We start from the raw sequence: 20,375 nt of genomic DNA, 5'->3' as shown, positions 1-20,375 counted from the left end.
AGACGCCGATCGATCCTCGCCGAGAGTGTATCAGATAATCACGCGGCGCGGGCGGTCTGCCCGGCCAGCATCTTGCGGATCTCCGGTATGCAGGAGCCGCAATTCGTCCCGGCCTTGCAGGCGGCGCCCACCGCCTCCATGGAGCCGGCGCCCCCCGCGATGGTCGTGGCGATGACGTCGGCGCCGACGCCGTGGCAGGCGCAGACCACCGGCCCCGCCGAGGCAGTCGCCGCGCGGCCCGAGAGCAGGGCCCGCCGCTCGGAGGCGTCGGGCGTCTCGGTGGCGAACAGGGCCTTGGCGGACTCCCAGTCCGGCCGTTCCCCGGCGGGCGCGTAGGCGAGGCAGGCGACGAGGCGGTCGCCGTCGTAGACCGCGCAGCGATAGCGGTCGCGGGCATGGTCGGCGTATTCCGCCAGCTCGCAGCCCGACAGTGCGTCGCTCTGGATCAGCCCGCGCACCATCAGCGCCACCGCCCGGGAGCTGTCGGCGGTAGCGAATTGCGCACCCCAGCCGCCGGTGATCGCGGCCCGCGCCCACCACCAGCCCTCGGGCATCGGCACCTGCCGGCGCGTCAGCAGGAAGCCGCGGGCGCGGTAGCCGACGGGCGCGATCGCCGCGGGCGTCGCCTTGAGTTCGGGCTGACCCGAGACCGGGTCGGTCATGCCCCGCACCAGCGCGCCGACCCGGGCCTGCGACGCGAAGGCGCCCCCCCAGTGCATCGGCATGAACAGGCTGCCCGGCACCACCGTATCGGTGACCGTCACCTCCAGCTCGGCCGCGCCGTGCGCGGTCGTCAGCCGGGCGATGTCGCCCTCCGCGAGGCCGTGGGCCGCGGCGTCCTCCGGGTGGACCTCGACGAACGGGACGGCCCGGTGCGCCGAGAGGCGCTGGCTCTTCCCGGTGCGCGTCATCGTGTGCCAGTGATCGCGGACGCGGCCGGTGTTGAGCATGAGCGGGAACGCCGTCGAGGCCGCGAGCGCGAGGGCCGGGGGCTGCACGGCCACGAAGCGGGCGCGGCGGTCGAAGGTGTAGAACCGGCCGTCGCCGAACAGCCGCGCCTTGCCCTGCGGGGCGCCCCGGAAGCCGGAGCGCTTCGGGATCGGCCACTGCACCGGTAGGGTCACGTCGTAGGCGGCGTCGCTGATGTCCGCGAGCGCGCCGAGGTCGAAGTCGCGGGTGCCGTTGTTCTCGTAGGCCGAGAGTCCGGCGTGCTCGCGGAAGATCGCCGCGGCGGAGTCGAACGCGAAGGCCCGGCCGTGGCCGAGGCGGCGGCCGACCTCCGCCAGCGCCGCCCAGTCCGGACGGGCCTCGCCGGGGCTCGCGAGGAACCGGCGCTGGCGCGAGATCCGCCGCTCGGAATTGGTGACGGTGCCGTCCTTCTCGCCCCACGCCTGTGCCGGGAGGAGCACGGTGGTCTTGCCGCATCCCCGGGCCGTGTCGGAATCCGCCACCGCCTCGGACACCACGTAGAGGTCGAGGCCGGCGATCGCGTCGCGGATCGCGTCGGCCCGCGGCATCGAGACCAGCGGGTTGGTCCCCATCACCCAGAGGGCCTTGATCTTGCCCCGGCTGACCGCCTCGAACAGCGCCACCGCCTTCATGCCCTCGCCGGAGATGATCCGCGGGGCGCCCCAGTAACGGCGCACCCGGTCCACCTCCTCCGGAGTGAAGTGCATGTGGGCGGCCAGCATGTTGGCGAGCCCCCCGACCTCGCGCCCGCCCATGGCGTTCGGCTGGCCGGTCAGCGAGAACGGCCCCATCCCGGTCTCGCCGATGCGGCCGGTGATGAGGTGGCAGTTGATGATGCTGTTGCCCTTGTCGGTGCCCTGCGCCGACTGGTTCACACCCTGCGAGAAGGCCGTGACCACCCGGCGGGTACCGGCGAACAGGGCGTAGAAGGCCGCGATGTCGGCCTCCGGCACGCCGGTGACGGCGGCGACCGCCGCGAGATCCGGCGCGATCTGGCGGGCGCGCTCCAGGGCGCCGTCGAGGCCTGCCGTATGGTGATCGATGAACGCGCGGTCGCGGAACCCGTTGTCGGACAGGTAGACCAGAAGGCCCGAGAACAGGGCGGTATCGGTGCCCGGCCGGAGGCCGAGGAACAGGTCGCATTCCTGCGCGGTCTGGGTCCGGCGAGGGTCGATGACCACGAACTTGGTGCCGCGGCGCTCCTTGGCGTCGGCCATGCGGCGGAACAGGACCGGGTGGCACCACGCGGTGTTGGAGCCGACCAGCACGATCAGGTCGGCCTCGTCGAGATCCTCGTAGCAGCCCGGAACCGTGTCGGAGCCGAAGGCCCGCCGGTGGGCCGCCACCGCGCTCGACATGCACAGCCGCGAGTTGGTGTCCACGTGCGGCGTGCCGATGAAGCCCTTCGCGAGCTTGTTGGCGACGTAGTAATCCTCGGTCAGGAGCTGGCCCGACAGGTAGAAGGCGATCGCGTCCGGCCCGTGCTCGTCCGCCACCGCGCGGAGCTTCTCCGTCACCGTGTCGAGGGCCGCGTCCCAAGAGACCTGCGCGCCGTCGACCTGCGGGTGGAGCAGGCGGCTCTCCAGCGACAGGGTCTCGCCCAGAGCCGAGCCCTTCGAGCACAGGCGGCCGAAATTGGCCGGGTGCTCGGTATCGCCCGCGATCGCCGCACCGCCCTGCCCGTCCGGCGTCGCGAGCACGCCGCACCCGACCCCGCAATAGGGGCAGGTGGTCCGCACCGTCTCCGCCGCCGCTGGCTGGGTCATGGCTCGCGTCCTCGATGGGTCGTCCTGGGGGGAGCAAGCCCCGCGCCGCGTCCCCCCTCCCCGCGCGGGAGAGGGTGATCGGTGCTCAGTACACGTCGGCCTGATACCGCCCGGCCTTCTTGAGCGCCGCGAGGTAGGCCACTGCGTCCTCCGGGCTCTTGCCGCCGAACTGCGCCGCCACGTCGATGATCGCCCGCTCGACGTCCTTGGCCATGCGCTTGGCGTCGCCGCAGACGTAGAAATGCGCGCCGCCCTCGAGCCACTTCCACAGCTCGGCGCCGTTCTCGCGCATCCGGTCCTGGACGTAGGTCTTCTCGCTGCCGTCGCGCGACCAGGCCAGGGACAGGCGGGTGAGCACCTTGTCGTCCTTCAGCCTGGTCAGCTCGTCCTTGTAGAAGAAGTCGCTGGCCTGCCGCTGGTGACCGTAGAACAGCCAGTTGCGGCCCGGTGCCTGCGTGGCGGCACGCTCGCGCAGGAACGCCCGGAACGGCGCGATGCCGGTGCCGGGGCCGCACATGATCACGTCCTTCGACAGGTCGGCCGGCAGCCCGAAGCCGTGCGCCTTCTGGAGGTAGACCTTCACCCGGGTCTGCTCGGGCAGGCGCTCGCCCAGGTGGGTCGAGGCCACGCCGAGGCGCAGCCGCGAGCGGTGGTTGTAGCGCACCGCGTCCACGGTCAGCGACACGCGGCCGACATCCATCTTCGGCGAGGACGAGATCGAGTAGAGCCGCGGCTGGAGCTCGTCCAGGGCCTCAAGGAAGACCTCGGCGTCGGGCCGCGCGCCCGGGAACTTGTGGAGCGCGCCGAGCACGTCGAGATAGGCGGCGTCGCCGTCCGGATCCTCGCCGGAGGCGAGCGCCTGCGCCTTCTTGCGCGCCGCTCCGGAGGTGAGCAGCGACAGGAGCTGGTAGAGGTTGTCGGGCGCCGCGCCCAAGGCGTGGTTGATCAGCAGGTGCTCTCGCAGGGTCTTCTCCCCGATCACGCGCTCGGGGCGGGCGCCGAGTTCCGCGATCACCGCGTCCACCAGCGCCGGGGCGTTGGCGGGGAACAGGCCGAGGGAGTCGCCGACCTCGTACTGGATCGGCGTGCCGTCCAGCCCGATCTCGATGTGCCACGTCTCCTTCTCGCCGCCCGGATCGTTGAGACGGCGGCGGGACAGGAACAGCGCCTCGACCGGGTTCTCGCGGCAATAGCCGAGCGGGCCGAGATCGGCCGCGCCCTTCGGGGCGTCGTCGTCCGCCTTCGGCGCGGCGGGGGCGCCGCCGGCGGCGCCGAACTCCTCGTCGAGCTTCTTGAGCATGCGCAGGGTCTCTTTGCCGCCGGGCTGGCAAAGGTTCAGGCGCGCCTCGTTCTTCAGGAAGATCGCGTTGGCGTAGTCGGCGCAGTTGTAGCCGCACTGGCCGCAATCCTGCTGGGCCATGGCGGCCATCAGCTTCTGCGGCTCGGGCCGATCCTTGGCCATCTCCATCCGGTCGGCGATCGGTACGGACGGGTCGTGCCAGGGCGCGTCGTCGTTGTCGGCGAGCTTCGGACCCGCCGCCGGGCCCTCGCCGGGCGCGAGCACCGTCGCGCCCGCGATGGCGGGGCCGAGCAGGGCGGCGAAGTAACCCGAGAGCCAGGCGCGCTGGTCCTCGTTGAAGGGCGCGGTCTCGGGGATCAGGACGAGGGGGGGCGAGACGTGCTGGGTCATGCGGCGGCCTTCAGGGCGGGCTGGTCCTCGGCGGCGTCGCGGAGCGCCTCCGCGCCGGTGCGGCTGGTGAAGGCCTGGAAGCTCTCCTCCGGGCCTTGCCGAAGGGCGAGGTAGGCGCGCAGCAGCGCCTCGACGCGGGCGGGCGCGTCCTCGGCCTTCACGGCCTTCCAGATCTCGGTGCCGATCTTCGGGTTCTCGGCGAAGCCGCCGCCGACCACGATGTCGTAGCCCTCGACGGTGTCACCCTCCTCGGAGACCACGACCTTGGCGCCGATCAGCCCGACATCGCCGATGTAGTGCTGGGCGCAGCTGTGGTGGCAGCCGGTGAGGTGGACGTTCACCGGCACGTCGAGGTTCGGCAGCGCCTGCTCGATGTGGTCGGCGATGATCAGGGCGTGGCCCTTGGTGTCGGAGGCCGCGAACTTGCAGCCCTTCGCGCCCGTGCAGGCCACGAGGCCGGAGCGGATGCCGGCCGCCTTGGTGGTGAGTCCGAGATCGAGCACCCGCTGCTCGACCTCGGCGACCTTCGCGTCCGGCACGCCCGAGACGATGAAGTTCTGCCAGACGGTGAGGCGGATCTGGCCGTCGCCGCACTCGGCCGCGATCTTGGCCAGCGCCCGAACCTGATCGCTGGTCATCTTGCCGACCGGAAGGACGACGCCGATCCAGTTGAGGCCGGGCTGCTTCTGGGCGTGGACGCCGACATGGGCGAAGCGGTCGGTGGCCTTGCGCGGCGCCACGTGCTCGGGCGCGACCCGGTCGAGCTTGCGGCCGAGCTTGTCCTCGACGGCGGCGAGGTACTTGTCGAAGCCCCAGGCGTCGAGGACGTACTTCATCCGGCTCTTGTTGCGGTTCGTCCGGTCGCCGTTCTCGATGAACACCCGGATGATCGCGTCGGCGACCGCGTTGCAGTCCGCGGGCTTCAGGACGATGCCGGTGTCGCGGGCGAGGTCCCGGTGGCCCGAGATGCCGCCGAGCACGAGGCGCATGTAGATCCCGGGAGGCACCGAAGCGCCCTCCAGCACCTCCACCGCCTGGAAGCCGATGTCGTTGGTCTCCTCGAGGGTCGGCATCACGCCGCTGCCGTCGAAGGCCACGTTGAACTTGCGCGGCAGGCCGTAGAGCGAGCGGTCGTTCAGGATCCAGTTGTGCCAGGACTTGGCGAGCGGGCGCGTGTCCAGAAGCTCCTGCGCGTCGATGCCGGCGGTGGACGATCCGGTGACGTTGCGGATGTTGTCGGCGCCCGCCCCCCGGGCCGTGAGGCCGATATCGGTCAGCCCGTCGAGGAAGGGCTGGGCGTGCTCGGGACCGATCTCCCGCACCTGCAGGTTCGCCCGCGTGGTCACGTGCACGTAGCCGCCGCCGTGCGCGTCGGCGAGGTCGGCGACGCCGGCGAACTGCCAGTGGTGTAGGATCCCGTTCGGGATCCGCAGCCGGCACATGTACGAGACCTGGTTCGGCGCGACCCAGAACATCCCGTGGTACCGCCAGCGGAAATTGTCCTCGGGCTTCGGCTGCTTGCCGGCGGCGGCCTCCTGGATGAGGCGGTTGTGGCCGTCGAACGGGTTCTCGGCGCGCTTCCACTTCTCCTGGTCGCAGAGCTTGCCGCCGTCCTTCACGGTCCGGTCCTGCGCCTTGATGTGGATCGCGTCCGGGCCCGTGGGCTCGGCCGGCGGCGCGGACGCGCCCGCTCCGCCCGCGGCGAGGCCGCCGGTCAGGCGGACGGCGGCGATGCCGGAGGCGAAGCCCTCGAGGTAGCGCTTCTGCTCGGCCTCGAACGCGCCCGCGGCGGTCTGGGTGGTGGTCTCGGACATCCGCGCCTCCTCAAGCAGCCAGGGGCTCGGGCGCTCGGCGCCCGAACATCAAGTCGTCCACGTTCTCGATCGGGTCGCCGGAGCGGATCAGCCCCTTGCAGGCGCCCTGCTCGGCGATGTCGCCGACGAACACCGCGCCGATCAGCCGGCCGCCGCGCACCAGCAGCTTGCGGTAGAGGCCGGCGCCGGGGTCGGAGAGCACGATCGCCTCCGCGTCGTCGGGCGTGTCCACGATCCCGGCCGAGAAGACCGGCAGGCCCGACACCTTCAGGCTCGTGGACAGGGCCGTGCCCCGGTACTCGGCCGGCTCGCCCGAGAGGTGGCGGGCGAGCGTGTCGGCGTGCTCGTAGGCAGGCTCGACCAGGCCGTAGATCTGGCCGCGGTGCTCGGCGCACTCGCCCAGCGCGAAGATGCGCGGGTCCGAGGTGGTCATCCGGTCGTCGACCGTGATGCCCCGGCCGGTCGCCAGCCCGGCTTCCTGCGCCAGCGCCACCGAGGGGCGCACGCCCACCGACATCACCACGAGGTCGGCCGGTAAGACGGTACCATCCGCCAGGACGAGGCGCTCGACGCGGCCGTCGCCCTCGACTCGCGCGGTATCGGCCTGGAGCATCACCCGCACGCCGCGGGACTCCATGGCGCGCTTCACCAGCCCGGCGGCGTGGTGATCGAGCTGGCGCTCCATCAGACGGTCCATGACGTGGAGCAGCGTGGTCTCGACCCCGAGCCGCGCGAGCCCGACCGCCGCCTCGAGGCCCAGGAGGCCGCCGCCGATGACGATGGCCCGGGCGTGCCGGACGGCCGCCGCGCGGATGGCCGCCACGTCGGCGAGGTCGCGGAACGTGATGACGCCCGGGAGGTCCATGCCGGGCTTCGGCAGGCGGATCGGCAGGGAGCCGACCGCGAGTACCAGCCTGTCGAAGGGCAGGACGTGGGTCTCGCCCACGATGACGAGCCCGTTCTCCCGGTCGATCCGCGTCGCCGGCGCGCCGGTGATCAGGCGGATCCCCTGATCCGCGTACCAGTCGAGGCCGCGGAAGGCGCAGGCCGCCTCGTCGACCTCGCCGCCGAGCAGCGAGGAGAGCAGGACCCGGTTGTAGGCGGCCGTGGGCTCGGCCCCGATGCAGGTGATGTCGTAGCGGCCGGGTGCGGCCTCGGTCAGCCGCTCCAGGAAGCGCAGCGAGGCCATGCCGTTGCCGACGACGACCAGCCGCTCGCGCGGCGGACCGTTCCCGGCGCGCGCGTCGTGTCCGCGTGTGTCCTCAGGGGATATCGCCATCGCTCGATCGCGTCTGGAACCTCGATTGCAGGATCGTTGGCGGACCGCCCACGAAAAAGCCGCTGCCGGTTATCTCCCGGCAGGCTTCAGCCTCAGGGAGAACCGGATCAGCGGCCTCGCTGACGGCGCTGTCCGTCGCCGTTGACGGACGCAGGAAGGATTGCAGGTTCCGTGCCAGACGCTGCATGGCCCGCGAGAGTCGCGCGGATCCTCAGGACTGAGAGCCGGTGCTGGGTACGGCGGAGGCTCGAAGCGACGGCTTCGGCGCTGCACAAAAACTGTGCGACCCGTCGCGAAAGCGATCACGGGCCGGTCGGAACCTCGGGAGACGAGGCTCGAATGTCGGGCGATGTCAGAGTGAGGCGCACCGCCGGGACACCGATCATGAGGCGGCGCCCGACATGTCGAGCTGCCGGGTCACGCTCTCGGGTCGCGCGAATGGGCGCCGACGACCCGCGGCCGCCCGGAACGCAGGCCCCGCCCGATATCGACGGGGCGATCCGCTAAAGCAGCGTCGACAGCATCGCCAGGAGACCCAGCGTCGGCATCGCGCCCGCGGCCAGGACCCAGTACCAAGCGTGGTGCGTGCCCGCCCGACGATTGTCGTTGCAGGCGCGGGGCACCCGGCCACCCCGGGTGACGTAGCGTCGAAGCTCGACCCGCCCGCGCGGATGCGGCATCAACGATCCAGTTTCGAGCTTGCGGCATCCAGGCATGGCGGAAGCACAACGGGCGAGCCTGCCCGACGTTCCGCCGCCGTTCGCGCCGATTCCGCGGGCCGGTGACGAACGGCCCGCAGTGTCGTCACCGTCAGGAATCGGCGATCGCCGCGCGGTACAGATCCGGCCTGTAGACCGTCGCGATCGCCGCCGCGATATCGAACTGCGCGGGGATCTGCTGCGTCGCCCGCATCTGCTCCAGCAGCCACCGGGCCTGCGCCGCGCGGGGCTCCTCGACCGGAGCGCCGAAGCGGATGCGCGGGCCCGGCTCGGTGGGCGCGTCCGGATCGCCGAAGACCCGCCCGACCAGGGCGGGATCGAGGTCGAGATAGGCCCGGCGGGCGAGGCGATGGATCAGTTCGGTCCGGTTCTCCGGCTCGGCGCACCAGCGCCCGGCCCGGGCGACCGCCCGCACCAGCGGCAGGATCGCGTCGTCGAGCCGCGCGGAGACGGCCAGCACCTTCTCGGTCGCGTTCGGCGCGAGGGCGCTGCCGTGCACCGCGATCCGCCCGTGGCCGGTCGCGGCCGCCACGTCGTTCCAGGGCGCACCGGCACAGAACCCGTCCACCAGGCCGCGGCCGAGGGCCTCCACGCAATGCTGCGGCGGGACCACGACCGTGCGGAACGCCGCCGCGTCGAGGCCGCCGGCCTCGGCGAACAGCCGCACTTGGTAGCTGTGGCACGAGAAGGGGTGCACCGTTCCGAGGGTCAGGGGGCTTCCGGCACGGTGGCGGGCCTCCGCCACGCCCGCGAAGGCCCGGGCGACGTCCGCCAACGCCTCGCTGTCCGTGTCCATCGCCGCCCAGAGGGTGCGGGACAACGTGACGGCGTTGCCGTCGGTGCTGAGCTGGAGCGGCACGATCAGGTCGGAGGGCGGCCCCGACAGGGCGAGCCGGCTCGCCAGCGCCAGTGGCGCCAGCATGTGCGCGCCGTCGAGATGGCCGAGCGCCAGCCGGTCGCGGAGCGTCGCCCAGGAGGGCTCGGCGGTGAGGTCGAGGTCGAGCCCCTCGGCCCGGGCGAAGCCGAGCTCGTGGGCCGCGATCAGGGGCGCCGCGTCGCAGAGCGGAACGTATCCGAGCTGGAGCCTCATCCGAGCAGGTCCGCGGTGGTGACGATCGCCCGGGCGATGTCGGCGATCTTGCGCTTCTCGTTCATGGCCTTGCGGCGCAGCTGCTTGTACGCCTCGTCCTCAGAGAGGCCCTTCATGGTCATCAGGATGCCCTTCGCCCGCTCGATCAGCTTGCGATCGGCGAGTTCGCCCCGCGCCTCCGTGAGCTCGCGCTGGAGGCGCGCGAAGGCGTTGAAGCGCAGGATCGCGATGTCGAGGATCGACTTGATCCGCTCCGCCCGCAACCCGTCGACCACGTAGGCGGAGATTCCGGCATCGACGGCGGCCTGCATCATGGTCGAGTCCGAGCGGTCGACGAACATCGCCACCGGCCGCTCGACCTGGCGGGTGACACCCGACATCTGCTCGAGGATGTCCCGGCTCGGGCTCTCCAGGTGGATCACCACGACGTCGGGCTTGAGCGCGGCGACGCGCTCCATCAGGTCGGCGGTGTCGGGAATCACGACCACGCGCCCGATCCCGGCGGCGCGCAGGCCCTCCTCCAGGATGGCCGCGCGGGCGCGGCTCGGGTCGATCACGGCGACGGTGAGATTGGTTTCGGTCATCTCGGCCCGGTACCGGGCGGGTCTTCTTCTGGGGGCCGGCCCGGCTCGGACCGTCGCGAGCGAAGCAAGGCCCGTGCCCGTGGCGGGCCGGCCGGCGGACATGTCCGCGGGATCCCATGCCGCGTCATCAGTAACCGCCGCGCAAACAAACGGTCCAGCTTCCGCCGCAATGCTGGCCGCACATGGCAGGTCTCGAGGCGGTCACGGAGATCGGTGATTCGGATGCGCAGGCCAGATCAGCCCGCCCTCACGGACGCCGCCCACGGCCGCGTGTCCATGCCCTTCCTGCCGACGCTGGCCGTCGTGACGGTCCTGGGCGTGGCCTCGCTCTACTGCCCGACTTCAGAGCCGGTTCGGCCCGGCGCCCGGGCCGAGGCGGGCGCGACCGCTGCCCCCGGGCCCACGGATTTCGCGCCGGTCGCCGCCGTCTCCGCGGTGGGCCGCCCGCCGGCCGTGATCGCGTTCTCCGAGCTCTACCCGCTCGACGCCGCCGTCACGCGGACGGGGTCCCTTCCCGCCCGTCCGGCCGTGGCNCCTGCCCGGGCCGGCGCTGCCCCGAGGCGCCGCGCGGCAACCCCGATCCCATGGCGCCCGCGCGCGTCGAGGCCGCCGAGCAGGCCGAGGACGCGCTGCTCCCGTCCCAGGCCCTCCCCTTCGCGGCCTCTGTAATTCAGTCCCTGGTCCCGGCCGCGCAGGCGGTCGGCGATGCGGCGAATCTCGTGCGCAGCGGTGCGAAGGCGGTCCAGGGCACGGTGGCTCTGGCCGTGGCCGACTGCCTGCGCTGAGCGCGTCCGCCCGCGGACGCTCAAGCCTCTGGATCTCGTGAGCGGACGTCCTAGGTGCGTTGCAGCGGACGGTCCGGACTGCCGGCCGCGGACCGGGGCCGGGGCCGGATGTCTGCACGCATCGAGGATTACGCGCTGGTCGGGGATTGCCGCAGCGCCGCGCTGATCAGCCGTCAGGGCAGCGTCGACTGGCTATGCTGGCCGCGCTTCGACGCCGCCGCCCTTTTCACCAGCCTCCTTGGAACTGAGGCGCACGGTTTCTGGAAGATCTTCCCCGAGGCCGAAAACGTCGAGACGCGCTGGTCCTACCGGCCGGGCAGCCTCGTGCTGGAGACCCGCCACACCACGCGGCAGGGCGAGGTCCTGGTCACGGACTTCATGCCGGTCGGCGACGGATCCCATCTGGTGCGGCTCGTCGAGGGCGTGCACGGGCGCGTCGCCATGCGGATGGAGATGGCGGTCCGCTTCGATTACGGCTCGGCCGTCCCCTGGGTCTCCCGCTCCGAGCTGGGCGACCTGCGCGCCGTATCGGGGCCCCACAAGGTCGTGCTGCGCACCGACGTCCATCTCAAGGGATCGGACGCGCAGACGACGGTGTCCGAGTTCACCGTCCATGCCGGCGACAAGCACCGCTTCGTCCTGAGCTACGGCCCCTCGCACGAGGGCGACCCGCCCCCGATCGAGCCGCGCAAGGTCCTCGAGACCACCGACCAGCACTGGCGCGAATGGTCGTCGCGCTGCACCGGCGGCACGGAATGGGACCGGATGCTCCAGCGCTCCCTGCTGACCCTCAAGGCGCTGATCTACGAGCCCACCGGCGGCATCGTGGCGGCGCCCACGGCCTCCCTGCCGGAGGGGCTCGGCGGGATCCGGAACTGGGATTACCGGTTCTGCTGGCTGCGCGACTCGACCCTCACGCTGATCGCCCTGATGGACGGGGGCTACATCGACGAGGCGCGCGACTGGCTGGGCTGGCTGCTGCGGGCCGTGGCGGGCAATCCCGAGCAGGCGCACATCCTCTACGGCATCGCCGGCGAGCGGCTGCTGCCCGAGATCGAGCTGGACTGGCTGCCGGGCTACGAGAACTCGCGGCCTGTCCGGATCGGCAACGCCGCCGCCAGCCAGTTCCAGCTCGACGTCTACGGCGAGCTGTTCGACGCGCTCTACCAAGCCCATGCCCGCGGCCTGCCGGTCAGCAAGGACGGTATGCGGGTCGGCCTCGCGATCCTGAACCACTTGGAGACGGCGTGGCGCGAGCCCGACGAGGGGATCTGGGAGGTGCGCGGCGGGCGGCGCCACTTCACGCACTCCAAGGTCATGGCCTGGGTGGCGTTCGACCGGGCCCTGCGCATGCACGAGATGCACGAGAACGGCGCCACGCAGGAGCAGGCCGAGCGCTGGCGCGCCATCAAGGACGAGATCCACGCCGAGGTCTGCGAGAAGGGCTTCGACCCCGATCTCAACAGCTTCGTGCAGTCCTACGGCGCGAAGGCGCTCGACGCGAGCCTCCTGCTCATCGCCCATACCGGCTTCCTGCCGCAGCACGATCCCCGGGTGATCGGCACCGTGGAGGCGATCGGCAAGGGGCTGATGCGGGACGGGTTCATCCTCCGCTACGAGACCGAGGGGCAGACCACCGACGGGCTGACCGGCACCGAGGGGGCTTTCCTCCCCTGCACCTTCTGGTACGCCGACAACCTCATCGGCCTGGGGCGGCGCGACGAGGCCGGGGCGCTGATCGAGCGCCTGATCGGCATCTGCACCGATCTCGGCCTCGTCAGCGAGGAATACGACGTGCATGCCAAGCGTCTTGTGGGTAACTTCCCTCAGGCGTTCACCCACGTCGCCCTCGTCAACACGCTCCTCAGCTATACGCGCGGCGAAGGGCCGGCGGATCGGCAGGGTGGTAAGGCCAACGGAGCTCCTCCCGCCGTCCTGCGGCAGCGCGAAGCCGCGAAGCGGACCGCGCGAGGCGAACTGGAAGACGCGACAACATGAGCGGTGCTGACACTCCCGCGAAGGCGGCCCTGGCTGAGATCGATACGCTCAGCATCAACACGATCCGGACGCTCGCGATCGACGCGGTGCAGAAGGCCAATTCCGGCCATGCCGGCGCACCCATGGCGCTGGCGCCGGTCGCCTACACGCTGTGGAACCGCTACCTGCGCTACGACCCGGCGCACCCGCACTGGCCGAACCGCGACCGGTTCGTGCTCTCCTGCGGCCACGCCTCGATGCTGCTCTACGGGCTGCTGCACCTCGCGGGCGTCGCCGAGAGCGACGGCGGCAACGCCCCGGCGGTGTCGCTGGAGGACATCAAGAAGTTCCGCCAGCTCGACAGCCGCACCCCGGGCCACCCGGAATACCACTTCACCACCGGCGTCGAGACCACCACCGGCCCGCTCGGCCAGGGTGTCGCCAACTCGGTCGGCATGGCCATGGGCAGCCGCTTCCTCGGCCAGCACCTGAACCGGCCGAGCCTGCCGCTGTTCGACTACAACGTCTACGCCGTCTGCTCGGACGGCGACCTGATGGAGGGCGTCGCCTCGGAGGCCGCCTCGCTTGCCGGCCACCTGCGGCTCGCCAACCTCTGCTGGATCTACGACGACAACACGATCACCATCGAGGGGCACACGGAACTCGCCTTCGGCGAGGAGGTCGCGACGCGGTTCCTCGCCTACGGCTGGCAGGTGCTGCGCGTCGCCGACGCCAACGACGTGTACGCGCTGGCGGGCTCGATCGAGACGTTCCTCGCCACCAACGACCGCCCGACGCTCATCATCGTCAAGTCGGTGATCGGCTACGGCGCCCCGAAGAAGCAGGGCACCTCCAAGGCGCACTCCGATGCGCTCGGCGAGGACGAGGTGAAGGGCGCCAAGCGCGCCTACGGCTGGCCGGAGGACGCGCAGTTCCTCGTGCCGGACGGCGTGCAGGAGAACTTCCGGAACGGCATCGGCAAGCGCGGCGCCGGCCTCTACGATTCGTGGCAGGGCCTGCTCGCCAAGGCGAAGGAGGCGGACGCCGCCCACGCCGAGGACCTGGACGCCTTCCTGGAAGGCCGCCTGCCGAAGGGCTGGGACAAGGACATCCCGGTCTTCGAGCCGGACGCCAAGGGCCTCGCCACCCGCGAATCCTCCGGCAAGGTGCTGAACGCCATCGCCCAGCACGTGCCGTTCCTGCTCGGCGGCTCGGCCGATCTGGCCCCGTCCAACAAGTCGAACCTGACCTTCGAGGGCGCGGGCTCGTTCGGCCCGTTCTCGCCGGGCGGCCGGAACCTGCATTTCGGCGTCCGCGAGCACGCCATGGGCTCGATCGTGAACGGGCTCGGCCTCTCCGGGCTGCGGGCCTACGGGGCGACCTTCTTGGTCTTCGCCGACTACATGCGCCCGCCGATCCGGCTCGCCTCGCTCATGGAGCTGCCGGTCTTCCACATCTTCACCCACGACTCGATCGGCGTGGGCGAGGACGGGCCGACCCACCAGCCGGTGGAGCAGCTCCTGTCGCTGCGCTGCATCCCGGGCCTCGTGACGCTGCGCCCGGCCGACGCCAACGAGGTCGCCGAGGCCTACCGGGTGATCTTCACGCTGAAGAACCAGCCGGCGGTTCTCGCCCTCTCGCGCCAGCCGCTGCCGACCCTCGACCGCGCGAAGTACGGGGCTGCCTCCGGCACGGCCAAGGGCGGCTACGTGCTGGCCGACAGCGAGGGCACGCCCGACGTGATCCTCCTCGCCTCGGGCTCCGAGGTGCAGCTCTGCGTCGGGGCCTACGAGGCCCTGAAGGCCGAGGGCGTCAAGGCCCGGGTCGTGTCGATGCCGTCCTGGGACCTGTTCGAGCGCCAGGACGCGGCCTACCGCGACTCGGTGCTGCCGCCCGCTGTCAAGGCGCGGGTCGCCGTCGAGCAGGGCAGCGTGATCGGCTGGGACCGCTACGCCGGCTCCGAGGGCGCGATCATCGGCATGCACACCTTCGGCGCCTCGGCGCCGATCAAGGATCTCCAGACCAAGTTCGGTTTTACCCCCGATAAGGTCCTGGACGCCGCGAAGGCGCAGGTGGCCAAGCACAGGAAGTAGCCCGGGGGCCCGCTCTCCCGCCCGGTCCGGGCGGGAGAGCGCGTTCGGGCGCGAGTACGCGGTACGCGAGGCGAGGAATCGACATGAACGCGCTCAAGGCCCTGCACGACGAACAGGATCAGGCGGTCTGGCTCGACTTCGTGGCCCGCGGATTCATCCAGAAGGGCGAGCTGAAGCAGCTCGTGGAGCGCGACGGCCTGCGGGGCGTCACCTCCAACCCGTCGATCTTCGAGAAGGCGATCGGCCACTCGGACGAGTACGACGACAGCCTGAAGGCCGTGCAGGCGACCGGCGACAGCCGCGTCATCGACCTCTACGAGGGGCTCGCGATCGCCGACATCCAGGCGGCCGCCGACGTGCTCCGCCCGGTCTACGAGGCGAGCGACGGGGCCGACGGCTACGTCAGCCTGGAGGTCTCGCCCTACCTCGCCCTCGACACCGAGGCGACGCTGGCCGAGGCGCGCCGCCTGCACAAGGCGGTCTCCCGCGACAACCTGATGGTGAAGGTGCCGGCCACCCCGGAGGGCATCCCGGCGATCCGGCAGCTGACGAGCGAGGGCATCTCGATCAACGTCACCCTGCTGTTCTCGCAGGAGGCCTACGAGGCCGTGGCCCGCGCGTTCATCGACGGGCTCGATGAACGCGCCAAGGCCGGCCACGACGTCTCGCGGATCGCCAGCGTGGCGAGCTTCTTCATCAGCCGGATCGACGTGCTGGTCGACAAACTGCTCGACGAGAAGATCGCGCAGGCCAACGACCCGGACGAGAAGTTCGCCCTGGAGCAGCTGAAGGGCAAGGTGGCGATCGCCAACGCGAAGCTCGCCTACCAGCGCTACAAGACGATCTTCGCCGAATCCAAGTGGACCGCGCTGGCCGAGAAGGGCGCCAAGGCGCAGCGCCTGCTCTGGGCCTCCACCGGCACGAAGAACAAGGCCTATTCGGACGTCCTCTACGTCGAGGAGCTCATCGGGCCGAACACCGTCAACACGATGCCGCCCGCCACCATGGACGCGTTCCGCGACCACGGCGTGGTGCGGGCCACGATCGAGGAGGACGTGCCGGGCGCCGAGGCGGTCATGAACCGCCTCGCCCGGGCCGGGATCGACATCGAGGCGGTCGCCGAGCAGCTGGTTAAGGAGGGCGTGCAGCTCTTCATCGACGCCGCCGACAACCTGCTGGGCGCCGTCGCGGGCAAGCGCGTCGCGCTGCTGGGGCACCGCCTGGACGGCCAGAGCCTCGCCATGGACGACACCCTGGCCGCCGAGGCCAAGAAGGCCGTCGAAACCTGGCGCGCCAGCGGCTCGATCCGCCGGCTCTGGGCGGGCGACGCCTCGGTCTGGTCCGGCCACGACGAGGCGAACTGGCTCGGCTGGCTGCACATCGTCGAGGAGGAGCTGGAGAAGGCCGCCGACTACGCCGCCTTCTCCGACTGGGTGAAGGCGGAAGGCTTCACCGACGCCGTGGTGCTGGGCATGGGCGGGTCGAGCCTCGGCCCGGAGGTCCTGAGCCTGACCTACGGTCAGCGCGAGGGTTTCCCGAAGCTCCAGATCCTCGACTCGACCCACCCGGATCAGGTGCGCGCCCTGGAGGCGAGCATCGACCTCGCCAAGACGCTGTTCATCGTCGCGTCCAAGTCCGGCTCGACCCTGGAGCCGAACGTCTTCCGCGACTACTTCCTGGCCCGCGCCAAGGACGTGCTCGGCGACCGGGCCGGCGACCACTTCGTGGCCGTGACCGATCCGGGCTCCGACATGGAGCGCGCCGCGCAGAGCGATAAGTTCAACAAGATCTTCTACGGCGTGAAGCAGATCGGCGGGCGCTACTCGGTGCTCTCGGCCTTCGGCCTCGTGCCGGCCGCCGCCATGGGCCTCGACGTGAAGGCGCTCCTCGAGACCGCCCGCATCATGGTCCGCTCCTGCGGGCCGGCCGTGCCGCCGGCCGTGAACCCGGGCGTCCTGCTGGGAACGGCCATCGGCGCCGCGGCGCTCGCCGGCCGCGACAAGGTGACGATCGTCGCCTCCCCGGCGATCGCGAGCTTCGGCGCCTGGGCCGAGCAGCTGATCGCGGAATCGACCGGCAAGCAGGGCAAGGGCCTCGTGCCGGTGGACGGCGAGCCGGTCGGCGTTCCCGCCGTCTACGGCCACGACCGGTTCTTCATCTACCTGCGCCTCGACGGCAACGCCGAGGCCGCGCAGGACGAGGCCCTGCGCGCCCTGGAACGGGACGGCCACCCGATCGCCCGCATCACCCTCGACTCGGTCGAGCAGCTGCCGCAGGAATTCTACCGTCTGGAGATGGCGACCGCGGTGGCCGGCGCGGTGATCGGGATCAACCCGTTCGACCAGCCCGACGTCGAGGCCAGCAAGATCGAGACGAAGAAGCTGTTCGCCGAGGCCGAGGCGAAGGGCGCCCTCCCCGCCGAGGCGCCGCTCTACGAGGACGACTGGGTCGCGCTCTACGCCGATCCGCGGAACGCCGACGCCCTCAAGCCGGCCGCCGAGGGGCTCGAGGCCGCGATGAAGGCGCAGATCGGCCGCCTGAAGGACGGCGATTACCTGGGGCTCCTGGCCTACGTCCCGCGCGACGCCGAGGCCGCCGCCATCCTGCAGGAGCCGCGGATCGCCGTGCGCGACGCCCGCAAGGTCGCGACCTGCCTGGAGTTCGGGCCGCGCTTCCTCCACTCGACCGGCCAGGCCTACAAGGGTGGCCCGGATACCGGCGTGTTCCTGCAGATCACCGCGGACGCTGCCGAGGACCTGCCGATTCCGGGCCGGAAGCTCGGGTTCAGCACCGTCGCCGCGGCGCAGGCGCGGGGCGACTTCGCCGTCCTCGCCGAGCGCGGCCGGCGGGCGCTGCGCGTCCACCTCAAGGGCGGCGACACGAAGGCCGGCCTCGTCCGGGTCGCGGCGGCCTTGAAGATGGCGGTCGTCTAGCCGTTCCGGACCGGCGGCGGGGGGCTTCCCGTCCCGCCGCCGGCCCGCCGCGGCAGGCCTCGTCCCGCGAGCGGGCGCGGCTCGCGGATCGCCTGTGACGTCGGTGAAGCCGTAGGGGCCTGACCCTCGCCGCGCGGGGGCAAACGGTAAGGAAGGGCAGCAATGCAACTCGGCATGATCGGCCTCGGCCGGATGGGCGGCAACATCGTCCGGCGTCTCCTGCGCGACGGGCACACAGCCGTGGTGTTCGACCAGAACCCGGCGGCCGTCGCCGCCCTGGTCGAGGCCGGGGCTGTCGGCGCGTCGAGCCTGGAGGATCTGGTCTCGAAGCTCGAGGTGCCGCGCGCGGCCTGGGTGATGCTGCCGGCCGGGGCGATCACCGAGCAGACCGTCCAGGCGCTCTCGGGTCTGATGCAGGCGGACGACTGCATCATCGACGGCGGCAACTCCTTCTACGGCGACGATGTCCGCCGCGGGGCCGCCCTGAAGGAGAAGGGCCTGCACTACGTCGACGTCGGCACCTCGGGCGGCGTCTGGGGCCTGGAGCGCGGCTACTGCATGATGATCGGCGGGGACAAGGAGGCGGTCGACCGCCTCGACCCGATCTTCAAGACCCTGGCGCCCGGCATCGGCGACATCCCGAAGACGCCGAACCGCGAGGGGCGCGACCCCCGCGCCGAGCAGGGCTACATCCACGCGGGCCCGACCGGCGCCGGCCACTTCGTCAAGATGGTCCATAACGGCATCGAGTACGGCCTGATGCAGGCCTACGCGGAGGGCTTCGACATCCTCCGCCACGCCAACGCGTCCGACCTGCCGGCCGAGCGCCGCTTCGACCTCAACATGGGCGACATCGCCGAGGTCTGGCGTCGCGGCAGCGTCGTCTCGTCCTGGCTCCTCGATCTGACCGCCCAGGCACTCGCGGGCGACGAGCAGCTCACCGACTTCTCCGGCTACGTCGAGGATTCGGGCGAGGGCCGCTGGACCATCAACGCCGCCGTCGAGGAGGGCGTCCCGGCGACGGTGCTCTCCGCCGCGCTCTACCGCCGCTTCCGCTCCCGCGAGCACGCGAGTTACGCCGACAAGCTGCTCTCGGCGATGCGCAAGGGCTTCGGCGGCCACCAGGAGCCGAAGGGCTGAGCGGGACGCCCGCAGGCCGACCTGTCCGACCCCCGAAGCCGCGAGGGCCCGAACCCATGAGCCTTCCCGTCGGAACCCACGTCCTGAAGGATCCGGAGGCGGTCGCCCGCGAGGCGGCCGAGCGGATCATCGTGGCCTGCGGTGAGAGCCGGTCCGACCGGATCGCGGTCTGCCTCTCGGGCGGCTCGACGCCCAAGGTGCTGTACGGCCTGCTCGCCGGGCCGGATTACGCGGCCCGGGTGCCGTGGGAGCGGATCCACTGGTTCTTCGGCGATGACCGCGCCGTGCCGTGGGACGATCCGCGCAGCAATGTCCGGATGGTCCGGGAGGCGTTCGGCCACGGGTCGCGGATCCCGCCGACGCATCTCCACTTCATCCCGTCCGACGCCGGCCCGGAAGCCGGTGCCCGCGCCTACGAGCGGACGCTCCTCGACTTCTACGGCGCCGAGCACCTCGATCCGGCCCGGCCGCTCTTCGACCTCGTGCTGCTCGGCCTGGGCGAGGACGGCCACACCGCCTCGCTGTTTCCCGGCAAGCCCGCCGTCGACGAGACCCGGCGGCTCGTCGACGCCGTGCCGGAGGCCGGCCTGGAGCCGTTCGTCCCGCGGATCAGCCTGACGCTGCCGGCGCTCGCGTCCTCGCGGCACGTGCTGTTCCTCGTCACCGGTTCCGGCAAGCGGGCTCCGCTGGCCCGGCTGGCCGCCGGCGAGTCGCTGCCCGCTGGCCGCGTGACGAGCGCGGGCGCCGTGGCGTGGCTGCTGGACGAGGCCGCGGCCGGNCGTGTATGCGCGCATTGTGCCGATTTTGAGCCGCGTTGCACGCCCTCACCGCTCGCCGCCTACGACCTCGACGACCTGCGGGCGCGGATCGGGGCGCGGACGGAGGTCGACGGCAATTTCCGGGCGATCGTGTCGCTGATCGCGCGAGAACGCAACCCGCCGCCGGCGCCCCTCGGGTATCCTTCGTGCAGCCTCGTGAAAGGGCACCGAAGGAGACCTGCCGATGCCGCAGACCACCACCCCGACCGATGTCGAGGCGATGCTGGCGAACCTCGCCCGCTCCGCGCGCCGCTCGCCGGAGGCCTATCTGGCCTCGGCCCGCGCCACCCTGGTCCGCATCCTGGCGCAGCCGGACCTGCTCGACCCGTCGCGGCTGGTCGGCCAGGGACCCGGCCTGAGCCGGAACCTCCTGTTCGGCACCGAGGCGATCAGCGTCTGGGCGATGGTCTGGGCGCCCGGCACGGTGACGCCGGTCCACGACCACCACTGCTCGTGCTGCTTCGGCCTGCTGCGCGGCAGCCTCCGGGAGACGTGGTACCGCCCGATCAGCGAGACCCACGCCGTGGCGACCATGGACGCCGTCCGCGAGCCCGGCTTCGTCGCCTGCATGATGCCCACGGGGCCGAACCTGCACCGGATCGCCAATGACGGGCCGGAAGCGGCCGTCTCGATCCACGTCTACGGCTACGACCACCGGGCGCAGGACTCGTCGATCCACCGGACCTACGCGGTGGCGGCGGGCTGAGCCCCGCCGCGG

The 20,375-nt window shown here is 71.6% G+C and carries 13 protein-coding genes and 1 pseudogene; 7 read left to right on the top strand and 7 right to left on the bottom strand.

Annotation, left to right across the window (positions count from 1 at the left end):
* Positions 1-38: 38 nt before the first annotated feature.
* The 7 genes from MMR14E_RS26555 to MMR14E_RS26525 all read right to left on the bottom strand — a co-directional run bounded on the left by MMR14E_RS26555 (position 39) and on the right by MMR14E_RS26525 (position 9,911).
* Positions 39-2,735: a molybdopterin-dependent oxidoreductase gene (locus MMR14E_RS26555; RefSeq protein ID WP_331318417.1), complete on the bottom strand. Its 2,697-nt coding sequence runs from the start codon at positions 2,733-2,735 to the stop codon at positions 39-41.
* Between the two features lie 85 nt (positions 2,736-2,820).
* Positions 2,821-4,425, bottom strand: a complete 1,605-nt coding sequence (locus tag MMR14E_RS26550; protein WP_331318416.1) for a sulfite reductase subunit alpha — start codon at positions 4,423-4,425, stop codon at positions 2,821-2,823.
* On the bottom strand, positions 4,422-6,239 hold the full coding sequence (locus MMR14E_RS26545) for a NirA family protein (RefSeq protein ID WP_331318414.1): 1,818 nt from the start codon (positions 6,237-6,239) through the stop codon (positions 4,422-4,424). Before MMR14E_RS26545 ends, MMR14E_RS26550 begins: the two co-directional genes overlap by 4 nt.
* Positions 6,240-6,249: 10 nt before the next feature.
* On the bottom strand, positions 6,250-7,518 hold the full coding sequence (locus MMR14E_RS26540) for an NAD(P)/FAD-dependent oxidoreductase (RefSeq protein ID WP_331318412.1): 1,269 nt from the start codon (positions 7,516-7,518) through the stop codon (positions 6,250-6,252).
* A gap of 503 nt (positions 7,519-8,021) precedes the next feature.
* A complete protein-coding gene (locus MMR14E_RS26535; protein WP_331318409.1) occupies positions 8,022-8,198 on the bottom strand; it encodes a hypothetical protein in 177 nt (58 codons plus the stop codon).
* Positions 8,199-8,328: 130 nt separating this feature from the next.
* Positions 8,329-9,327, bottom strand: coding sequence for a CmpA/NrtA family ABC transporter substrate-binding protein (locus MMR14E_RS26530; protein WP_331318408.1), 999 nt, complete (start codon positions 9,325-9,327; stop codon positions 8,329-8,331).
* Positions 9,324-9,911 carry an ANTAR domain-containing response regulator gene (locus tag MMR14E_RS26525; RefSeq protein ID WP_331318405.1) on the bottom strand — a complete coding sequence of 196 codons (588 nt, stop codon included), beginning with the start codon at positions 9,909-9,911 and terminating at the stop codon, positions 9,324-9,326. The genes MMR14E_RS26530 and MMR14E_RS26525 overlap by 4 nt, the downstream gene beginning before the upstream one ends.
* 584 nt (positions 9,912-10,495) lie before the next feature.
* On the opposite strand from MMR14E_RS26525, the gene MMR14E_RS26520 reads away from it, so the two are divergent.
* The 7 genes and pseudogenes from MMR14E_RS26520 (at position 10,496) to MMR14E_RS26490 (ending at position 20,363) form a co-directional block, all read left to right on the top strand.
* Positions 10,496-10,696 carry a hypothetical protein gene (locus tag MMR14E_RS26520; RefSeq protein ID WP_331318403.1) on the top strand — a complete coding sequence of 67 codons (201 nt, stop codon included), beginning with the start codon at positions 10,496-10,498 and terminating at the stop codon, positions 10,694-10,696.
* Between the two features lie 108 nt (positions 10,697-10,804).
* Positions 10,805-12,694, top strand: coding sequence for a glycoside hydrolase family 15 protein (locus MMR14E_RS26515; RefSeq protein WP_331318401.1), 1,890 nt, complete (start codon positions 10,805-10,807; stop codon positions 12,692-12,694).
* A complete protein-coding gene (gene tkt, locus MMR14E_RS26510; protein ID WP_331318399.1) occupies positions 12,691-14,766 on the top strand; it encodes a transketolase in 2,076 nt (691 codons plus the stop codon). Before MMR14E_RS26515 ends, tkt begins: the two co-directional genes overlap by 4 nt.
* An 83-nt stretch (positions 14,767-14,849) precedes the next feature.
* Complete coding sequence (locus tag MMR14E_RS26505; RefSeq protein WP_331318397.1) at positions 14,850-17,699, top strand: bifunctional transaldolase/phosoglucose isomerase; 2,850 nt, start codon at positions 14,850-14,852, stop codon at positions 17,697-17,699.
* Positions 17,700-17,861: 162 nt separating this feature from the next.
* Positions 17,862-18,839, top strand: coding sequence for a phosphogluconate dehydrogenase (NAD(+)-dependent, decarboxylating) (gene gnd, locus MMR14E_RS26500; RefSeq protein ID WP_020094173.1), 978 nt, complete (start codon positions 17,862-17,864; stop codon positions 18,837-18,839).
* A gap of 56 nt (positions 18,840-18,895) precedes the next feature.
* Positions 18,896-19,617: pseudogene (pgl, locus tag MMR14E_RS26495) on the top strand (6-phosphogluconolactonase); the annotation flags it as partial.
* 224 nt (positions 19,618-19,841) lie between these two features.
* On the top strand, positions 19,842-20,363 hold the full coding sequence (locus MMR14E_RS26490; RefSeq protein ID WP_331318394.1) for a cysteine dioxygenase family protein: 522 nt from the start codon (positions 19,842-19,844) through the stop codon (positions 20,361-20,363).
* The last annotated feature ends 12 nt before the right edge of the window (positions 20,364-20,375 follow it).

It is taken from the genome of Methylobacterium mesophilicum, from assembly GCF_036441335.1.
In the GTDB taxonomy this organism is placed as follows: domain Bacteria; phylum Pseudomonadota; class Alphaproteobacteria; order Rhizobiales; family Beijerinckiaceae; genus Methylobacterium; species Methylobacterium mesophilicum_B.
The sequence above is the reverse complement of the archived record's forward strand: the minus strand, read 5'-3'. Positions and strand labels throughout refer to the sequence as shown.

Coding starts and splice junctions, on each gene's coding strand:
- gnd (WP_020094173.1), top strand. CDS start 17,862: ATGCAACTCGGCATGATCGGCCTCGGCCGGATGGGCGGCAACATCGTC.
- MMR14E_RS26540 (WP_331318412.1), bottom strand. CDS start 7,518: ATGGCGATATCCCCTGAGGACACACGCGGACACGACGCGCGCGCCGGG.
- MMR14E_RS26525 (WP_331318405.1), bottom strand. CDS start 9,911: ATGACCGAAACCAATCTCACCGTCGCCGTGATCGACCCGAGCCGCGCC.
- tkt (WP_331318399.1), top strand. CDS start 12,691: ATGAGCGGTGCTGACACTCCCGCGAAGGCGGCCCTGGCTGAGATCGAT.
- MMR14E_RS26545 (WP_331318414.1), bottom strand. CDS start 6,239: ATGTCCGAGACCACCACCCAGACCGCCGCGGGCGCGTTCGAGGCCGAG.
- MMR14E_RS26550 (WP_331318416.1), bottom strand. CDS start 4,425: ATGACCCAGCACGTCTCGCCCCCCCTCGTCCTGATCCCCGAGACCGCG.
- MMR14E_RS26490 (WP_331318394.1), top strand. CDS start 19,842: ATGCCGCAGACCACCACCCCGACCGATGTCGAGGCGATGCTGGCGAAC.
- MMR14E_RS26505 (WP_331318397.1), top strand. CDS start 14,850: ATGAACGCGCTCAAGGCCCTGCACGACGAACAGGATCAGGCGGTCTGG.
- MMR14E_RS26555 (WP_331318417.1), bottom strand. CDS start 2,735: ATGACCCAGCCAGCGGCGGCGGAGACGGTGCGGACCACCTGCCCCTAT.
- MMR14E_RS26515 (WP_331318401.1), top strand. CDS start 10,805: ATGTCTGCACGCATCGAGGATTACGCGCTGGTCGGGGATTGCCGCAGC.
- MMR14E_RS26520 (WP_331318403.1), top strand. CDS start 10,496: ATGGCGCCCGCGCGCGTCGAGGCCGCCGAGCAGGCCGAGGACGCGCTG.
- MMR14E_RS26530 (WP_331318408.1), bottom strand. CDS start 9,327: ATGAGGCTCCAGCTCGGATACGTTCCGCTCTGCGACGCGGCGCCCCTG.
- MMR14E_RS26535 (WP_331318409.1), bottom strand. CDS start 8,198: ATGCCGCATCCGCGCGGGCGGGTCGAGCTTCGACGCTACGTCACCCGG.